Annotated in this window: 5 protein-coding genes and 1 tRNA gene; 3 read left to right on the forward strand and 3 right to left on the reverse strand. The window is 71.2% G+C overall.

The window, feature by feature from the left end; genetic code table 11:
* Positions 1 to 33: 33 nt before the first annotated feature.
* Positions 34 to 615 carry a 5-formyltetrahydrofolate cyclo-ligase gene (locus G328_RS0108365; RefSeq protein ID WP_026339761.1) on the forward strand — a complete coding sequence of 194 codons (582 nt, stop codon included), beginning with the start codon at positions 34 to 36 and terminating at the stop codon, positions 613 to 615.
* Between the two features lie 165 nt (positions 616 to 780).
* A complete protein-coding gene (gene mscL / locus G328_RS0108370; protein WP_019618898.1) occupies positions 781 to 1,176 on the forward strand; it encodes a large conductance mechanosensitive channel protein MscL in 396 nt (131 codons plus the stop codon).
* A 73-nt stretch (positions 1,177 to 1,249) separates the two neighbouring features.
* Here the strand turns inward: mscL and G328_RS14860 are convergent, their stop codons facing one another.
* The 3 genes from G328_RS14860 to G328_RS14865 are packed head-to-tail and all read right to left on the reverse strand — an operon-like array spanning position 1,250 to position 6,948.
* Positions 1,250 to 2,530 carry an MFS transporter gene (locus G328_RS14860; RefSeq protein ID WP_019618899.1) on the reverse strand — a complete coding sequence of 427 codons (1,281 nt, stop codon included), beginning with the start codon at positions 2,528 to 2,530 and terminating at the stop codon, positions 1,250 to 1,252.
* A gap of 39 nt (positions 2,531 to 2,569) precedes the next feature.
* Positions 2,570 to 2,761 carry a hypothetical protein gene (locus G328_RS0108380; protein WP_019618900.1) on the reverse strand — a complete coding sequence of 64 codons (192 nt, stop codon included), beginning with the start codon at positions 2,759 to 2,761 and terminating at the stop codon, positions 2,570 to 2,572.
* On the reverse strand, positions 2,758 to 6,948 hold the full coding sequence (locus G328_RS14865; protein WP_154651556.1) for an AAA family ATPase: 4,191 nt from the start codon (positions 6,946 to 6,948) through the stop codon (positions 2,758 to 2,760). Before G328_RS14865 ends, G328_RS0108380 begins: the two co-directional genes overlap by 4 nt.
* Positions 6,949 to 7,036: 88 nt before the next feature.
* On the opposite strand from G328_RS14865, the gene G328_RS0108390 reads away from it, so the two are divergent.
* A tRNA-Arg gene (locus G328_RS0108390) sits at positions 7,037 to 7,111 on the forward strand.
* Positions 7,112 to 7,334 lie beyond the last annotated feature (223 nt).

A 7,334-nucleotide genomic window follows, 5' to 3' on the forward strand; every position in this document is an offset into this window, starting at 1 on the left:
CTAATCACTGGGCATGACCGCTAGCGTTGTCGCATGCTCACGAAATGGGAGGTGCGCGACGAAGTTCGGGCACGGCGGCGGATGCGCGGGGCCGAGTCGACCGCCCGGCTCGCCGGCCAGGTTCGGGACCAGCTCGAGGGCCTCGTGACCCGCTTCGATGCGCGCACGATCGCCTGCTTCGCCGCGACCCCGCTCGAGCCGCCGACCGGCGCGTTCCTCGACTGGGCGCGTGAGCACGGCGTGCGCGTGCTCCTCCCCCGCGCCGTCTCGGCGACCGCGCTCGAGTGGTGCGTCGACGACGGCACGCTCCGCGAGCATCCGCGCCTTCGCGTGCCCGAGCCCGCGGGCCTGGCCGACCCCGCCGGGCTCGACCGCGCCGAGCTCGTCGTGCTGCCCGCGGCCGCGGTCGATCGCACCGGCGCCCGCGTCGGCTGGGGCGGCGGGTACTACGACCGCGCGCTCGAGGTGCTGCGGCCCGACCTGCGCAGGCGCCTATTTGCGCTCGTGCACGACGACGAGGTCTTCGACGCGCTCCCCCACGAGCCGCACGACGTGCCCGTCGTGGGCATTGTGACGCCGACGATGTATCTCGAAACGCATTCGGAATCGCGCTAGCGGCACAACAAATCTTGCTGAATTTTCTGGCGTGTTGTTCTTGAGATTTCCTGTGAACGATATGCTCAAAACGCTACCGCGATGAGAGTTGCTCGCTGTAACCCGGCGGGCGGTTCCCGCGCAGTGGCCGGACAATGACATGTTTCCGACCCATAAGGAGGAGCCGTGAACGGCTTCAAAGAATTCATCATGCGCGGCAACGTTGTCGAGCTTGCCGTCGCGGTCATCATTGGCACCGCATTCACGGCAATCGTCAACGCGCTTGTCGAAGGTATCTTCAACCCGCTTATTGCCGCGATCTTCAACGCTGACGCACTGGCTGATGCCGTGTGGCAGGTCGGCCCCGTCGCCTTCGGCGTCGGCCAGGTCATCGCCGCGGTCATCAACTTCCTGCTGATCGCCCTCGTGGTCTACTTCGTCATCGTCCTGCCGATGAACAAGTTCAACGAGGCCATGTACGTGCGCAAGCACGGCCACAAGCCCGACGAGGAGGAGGCGGCCGCTACCGAGACCGACCTGCTCACCGAGATTCGCGACCTGCTCGCCGCCCCGCGGCAGTAGTTCCCTCGAAGCAAACGGGCCCGACCACTGGTCGGGCCCGTTTTGTGTTTCCGCGTCTCGCCGTGGGCCGGCGTTAGGCACCCGGTGCCTCGCGCGGCACCGTGTCGCGCGTGCCGAGCCACGCGGCGGCGGGCAGCACGAGCACGAGGGCCGCCACCGCGAACGCCCATTCGAAGCCCCAGAGGTCGATGATGAGGCCGGCGATGAGCGGGCCCGTGATCTGCCCGAGGTCTTGCACCATCTGGTAGAGCGAGAGCGCCCGGCCACCCGAGCGGTGCGGGCCGATGATGTCGCCGACCGCCGCCTGCGAGACGGGTCCGCAGAGCCCGCTGCCGACGCCGGCCGCGAGGCTCACGAGCAGCACCACCCAGAGCTCGTGCGACCAGATCATGCCGAGCGTCGACGCGATCGACACGACGAGCCCCGCGAGAATAAACGGGCGTCGCCCGTGCCGGTCGCTCGCGTGCCCCGACCACTGCAGCACGATCACCATGCCGATCGCGGCCGCGGCCACGACGAGGCCCGCCGCGTACGGCTCGTCGTTGATGACCTGGCTCACGAACAGCGGCACGACCGCCGCGCGCATGCCGAGCACCGCCCATCCGTTCGCGAACCCGAAGGCAAGTGAGGTGGGATACGCGGGGAGCTTGAGTGCCTCGCCGAAGCTGATGGGAGGCAGCTTCGTCGTCGTCGCGGTGCCGCGCGTGCCGACGCCGCGCAGCAGGGCGGCGACGATGCCGGCCGCGACGACGAGGCCGCAGCCGTAGACGAAGAACGGCACGGCCATGCCGGCCTGGCCGAGCAGACCGCCGAACACGGGGCCGGTGATGTTGCCGACGAGGAACGTGCCCGACCACAGCGACGTCACCCGGCCGCGGATGCGCGGGGGCGAGTAGCGCACGACCATCGCCGACGCCGAGAGCGTGAACAGCGCCGAGCCGATGCCGCCGAGGCCGCGGTAGATGAGCAGCTCGACGTACGAGGTCGCGAACGCCGAGGCGAAACTCGACGCGGCGACGATGAGCAGGCCGGCGATGTACATGGGCCGCTCGCCGAAGCGGTCGACGAGCACGCCGCCGAACGGGGCCGTGAGGAAGCGCATGAACGCGAACGCGCTCACGACGACGCTCACGAGGAACGCGCCGACGCCGAAGCTCTCGGCGTACTGCGGCAGCACGGGTACGACGAGCGCGAAGCCGATCGCGACGAAGAAGGTCGCGCCGATGAGCACCCAGATTTCGCGAGGGATGCGGTCGCGTGCGGCCGCCGCTGCGGCGAGGTCGACGACGGGGATCTGCCCGGTTTCGGCGGCGACGAGCTCGAGTTCCTCGTCGTCGTCGCCGCGCCGTGTCACGCCCGAGCCTTTCCGGCGCGCGACCACCGCGACGCCCCGCTATACATTAACGCTGTGCGGCGGAATGTTCTCGCGGAGCCGGTCGTCATTGTCGCCCTCGGCCTTCTGCGCGGGGGCGTCACCCCAGGCCTCGGGGCGATCCTCCTCGGCGAGCACGCGACCGAGCTCGGCCGGATGCGGGTCGCTCCCGGCCGGGGGCTCGGTCGTCACGCGCCGGTGCTTGCGGGTCACGCCCTGTCGACCTCGTCGGATGCGGTGGCGCTGGCGTCGTCGGTCGCGTTGGCGTCGCTGGCCGGTTCCAGGCTGGCAGGCTTCGGCGCCGCCGGCTCGATCGCGGCCGCGGCTGGCGGCAGCTGCGGCTTGCCCATCGTGAGCTCGGGCAGGTCGCCGGTCTCGTCGGGAATCGGCACCTCGAGCGCGACCGCGATGCGGCGGGCGACGGCCTCGGGATTCGCGAACAGCTCGAACGCGCGCACGCGCAGGTAGTACCAGCCGAGGCGCTTCAACAGCTCGGGCCGCAGGCGCAGCGACTCGCGCAGGGTCGTCGTCGTGCCCGAGCCCGCCGCGACGTCCATATCGATAACGATCGCGCGGTTGTCGTACGACGCCGCGAGCGGAATCTCGCCGCGGAACCCGAGCTCGACGCGCATCCCGAACGCCCCAAGGCGCCGCGCAAGATCGACGAGCATCGGCGCCTCGCCGGCCTCGACGAGGTCGGCGCCGCCCGGCTGCTCGGTGCGCTCCTCGAGCTCGGTGAGAATCTCGGCGAGCCCCACCGTGCCGCGCGTGAGCCGCGACATCTCGAACTGCTCGGGCCGCACGCAGGTGACGATCACGAGCGAGCGGCGCGCGCGGGTCATCGTCACCGCGAGGGCGCGCTCGCCGAGCGGGCTGCCGAGCACCCCGAAGTCGCTGAGCACGCGGCCGTGCGGCGTGACGCCGTAGCCGAGCGAGAAGATGACGCGGTCGCGGGCCTGCGCGGCCGACGCCTCGATCGTCGCGACGATGAACGGCTCGCTGCGCGGGCGCGTGAAGAACTCGGCGAGGTCGTGCCGCTGCGACACGGCCGACCAGATCGCCTGCTCGACGCGCTCGGCGTGCGCCGACGACGCGCTCACGACCATGAGCGACTCGCGGGGCCGGTGAATCGCGTGGTCGAGCACGAGCTCGACGACGCGGGTGACCTCTGCGTCGGTCGCCTCGACCGTGCCGGTGCGGCGGTCGGGCAGGCCCGTGCCGCCGGGCACGTACGAGTACGTGAGCGAGGAGTGGCCGAGGAACGCGCCGGCCCACGGCATCGAGTGCAGGCGGCCGCCGTAGAAGCGAGAGTTCACGAGCTCGGTGAGGTCTTCGCCGCCGGCCCGGTACGAGCGGGTGAGGGTGACGGTCGGCAGCAGTTCGGCGAGGCGGGCGTACGCGGTGTCGGCGATGCTCGCCTCGACCTCGGCCTCGGTGCGGTCGGTGCCGCGGCGCGGCTCCGACGGCGGCTGCACCGCGACGTCGAACGGCGTCGGGTACTGCGTGACCGGGTCACCGAACGCGATCACCTGCGAGCTACGGCGGATCGCGCCGAGCGCCTCCGCCGTCGAGATCGCCGCCGAGTCAACGAGCAGCAGGGCGTCGAACTTCAGGCGCGGGTCGATGCGCGGCACGTCGTACGGCGTCGTGATCCACACCTGCGTCACCGAGCGCGACAGGCCCGCCGCCTGGTCAACGAGCTGCCGCGACGTGAGGCCGGGCTTGCGCAGGAGCTCGCGCAGCGCATCCGCCTCTTCGGCGCGGTCGACGAGCGCGACCTTCCACGCCTGCGCGAGCTGCCAGGCGAGCTGGTCGGCGCTCGAGGCGGTGTGCGCCTCATCGACGACGCGGAAGTCGCTCTCGAGCCGTGTGAGCACGCGGGTGTTCGCGTTGAGCAGGGCCTTCTCGGTCGCGAGGAGCTCCTCGAGGGCCGACTGCCACCAGGCGAGCTCGAGCTCGTCTTCGACCTCGTGCGCCTCGAGGTGGCGCTCGCCGAGGTCGTCGAGCAGGTCGCCGAGCCCCTGGCCGCGCAGCCGCTCGTTCAGTGCGAGCCGGTCGACCGCGTTGTCGAGCACCTCCGACTTCGCGGCGAACTGCTGCAGGCGGTCTTCGAGCTCCCCGATCGGAGTGTCGGCGAGCGTCTGCTTGCCCGCGTCGCTGAGCGGCTCGTCGACCACCTGCACGAGCGTATTGATGTCGCGCCAGCGGGAGCGCACCGCGTCGATGCCGGTCGGCACGTTCGGCTGGGCCGCGTCGCGCACGTAGCGGTGCCACATGATGCGCTGGCGCTGCACGTACTTCAGCGAGTCGTGCAGCTCGTTCACGGTGACGCCCGGGCGCACGAACTCGCGCGCGTAGTTGCGCAGCTCGCGGCGGCGGGATGCCGACATGTCGCTGCCCTCGCGGCGCGGACCGGTCGCCTCGATGAGCTCGGCGAGGTCGGCGTCGAAAATGTCGGCGGTGAAGCGGTCGAGGGTCTCGCGAATGTCGGCGAGCAGGCGCAGGTAGATGCCGAGCTCGGCGAACGTCTCGGGCGAGCGCAGGTTCGTCTGCTCGACGAGCTTCTCGCCCGAGCGCAGCAGCTCGCTCACGCGGCCGTCGGCGAGGCGCACCGCGGTCGAGTGCACGTGCTCGACCTGCTCGGTGCTCTCAAAGCCAACGCCAACCCAGGGCGACTCGTCGTTCGCGAAGCGGAACTCCCCGAGCTCCGCGAGCTCGCGCATCTGCTCGGCGACCTCGGCCCGCTTCGCGACGTTCCGCAGGGCGACGAGCTCGGTGTGGCCGAGGCGCGCCGTCGTCGAGGGCGGCACGTCGCGCAGCTCGAGGCGGCTGAGCTCCTCGAGCGCGTCGAGGGGCGAGACGCCAAGCTCGGGATGGTCGGCCGTGAGCGCGCCGCGGTAGTCGGCGAGCACGCGGCGCAGGCGCACGAGCGCGTCGTCAAGGTCGGCGGTGTTCGGGCGCTCGGCGCGCTCGTTGCGCGAGATGCCGGCGATGACATCGCGGCGCAGCGTGCGCGGCGTCACCGCAATGCCCTCGAGGCCGGTGTGCTTGAGACGCGCACGAATCGCGCGAATCGACGCGGTGCGCGGCGTCACGACGAGCACGCGGCGGTCGCGGTCGACGAGGTGGCCGATCGCGTTCACGACGGTCTGCGTCACGCCCGTGCCCGGCAGCGTCTCAACGACGAAGCTCGAGCCGCCGAGAATCGCGTCGACGACGCGCTCCTGCTCGGTGTCGGCGTCGAGCAGCAGGCGGTCGCTCGCGGGGTCGCGGCGGTCGGGGCTGATCTGCGACTCAGTGTGGATGCGCTGGCGAAGCCGCCGCCGCGCATCACGGTCGCCCGCGAGCGCGTCGATGACGGGGTGGCGCAGGTCGGCCGCGTCGTCGGTCATCGCCGACGCGAAGTCGGCGAACGTCGACAGCGCGGCCATCGAGTCGACCTCAAACTTCGGCAGGCGGGCGCCCACCTCGCGCACGTACTCGAACGCGGCCTCGGGGAACAGCGTGCTCTCGTCGCCGACCTTCGCCATGAGTTCGCTCGCGCGGAGCTTCGCGCCGTCGTCGAACAGCGCCCGCAGCAGCGAAACGTTCGGCTGCAGCTTGCCACGCAGGCGAATCTCGTAGTCGCGGCCGAGGCGGCGCAGGCTCGCGGTGCGCAGGAAGATCGGGGCGTGCAGCTCGCCGTCGCCGCCGAGCCAGCTCGCGAACCCGATCGCGAGGTGCACGGTGTTGAGACCGCGGCCGGCCTCGAGCTCGGCGCCGCGGCGCGCGACGAGGCCCGCGGCCTCGAGTGCCGTGCGGAACGCGATCGGCTCCCGCACCAGGCTCGAGAGCATGACGGGCCGGCGTGCGAGCAGCGTCGCGATGCCCGAGGGGTGCGCCGTCGTCAGGTCGATGTAGGTGCCGCGGCGCGCCGCGAAGTTGCGCAGCGGCGACGTGCCGCCGAGCGTCGCGAGCTCGCTGCGCCAGCGCTCGTGCGCGTCGGCGAGGTTGACGGGCTGCGCCGCCTCCTCGGGAAGCTGCGGCGGCGCGAAGTCGGTGGGTGCCGGCGCGGTCGTGTCGGTGTCTGCCGCGGGGCCGGATGCGCTGGCGGCAGCGACGTCGCTGTCGTCGCCTCCCGCTGCCGGCCGGGCCGCGGGAGCCGCATCCGTGTCGCCCTTCGGCGCGAACGCGTTCGCCTCGGCGTCACGCGATCCGCTCGAGCGGGATGCGCGCGCCTGGTTAATCCACTCGGTGGGCGCGTCGCCGATCGCGACGCCGTCGTCGAGATCGGTCTCGCGGTCACGTTCGCCGCCGCGATCAAGGATCGGCGCGGTCTCGCTCTCGTCGCGCACGGGCTGCGCGACGTCACGCTCGTCGTCGCTGTTCTTGGCGCTCTGCCTCTTGAATATGCCCCACACGAGCACCAACCTAGGCGACCGAACCGCGCCTTCGCCGCAGCCGTCAGGGAGTTTCACACATTCACAGGCCCGCTACGATTGCACTGCTGCCTCCGTAGCTCAGTGGATAGAGCATCCCTCTCCTAAAGGGTGTGCGCGAGTTCGATTCTCGCCGGGGGCACCACGCTGATGCGTTCCCCCTCCCTCGCGTTGATGCCCCATCCTCGCGTCGATGAGTCCCCCATCCCCGCGAACTGACGGCAATTTGCGGCTTTTCCCCTGGAAATGCCGCAAATTGCCGTCAGTTCGCGGAGGAAAAGAAGGAGGCGGCGCAGGCGGATGCGCGTCGATCGGCGCGGATGCGGATGCGGGTGAGGGCGCGGGCGCGGATGCGGGTGAGGGCGCGG

The organism is [Zimmermannella] faecalis ATCC 13722 (assembly GCF_000381765.1).
Taxonomy (GTDB): domain Bacteria; phylum Actinomycetota; class Actinomycetes; order Actinomycetales; family Microbacteriaceae; genus Gulosibacter; species Gulosibacter faecalis.

Bases quoted from the DNA above. Each gene is read 5' to 3' on its own strand.
- G328_RS0108365 (WP_026339761.1), top strand. From the start codon at position 34: ATGCTCACGAAATGGGAGGTGCGCGACGAAGTTCGGGCACGGCGGCGG.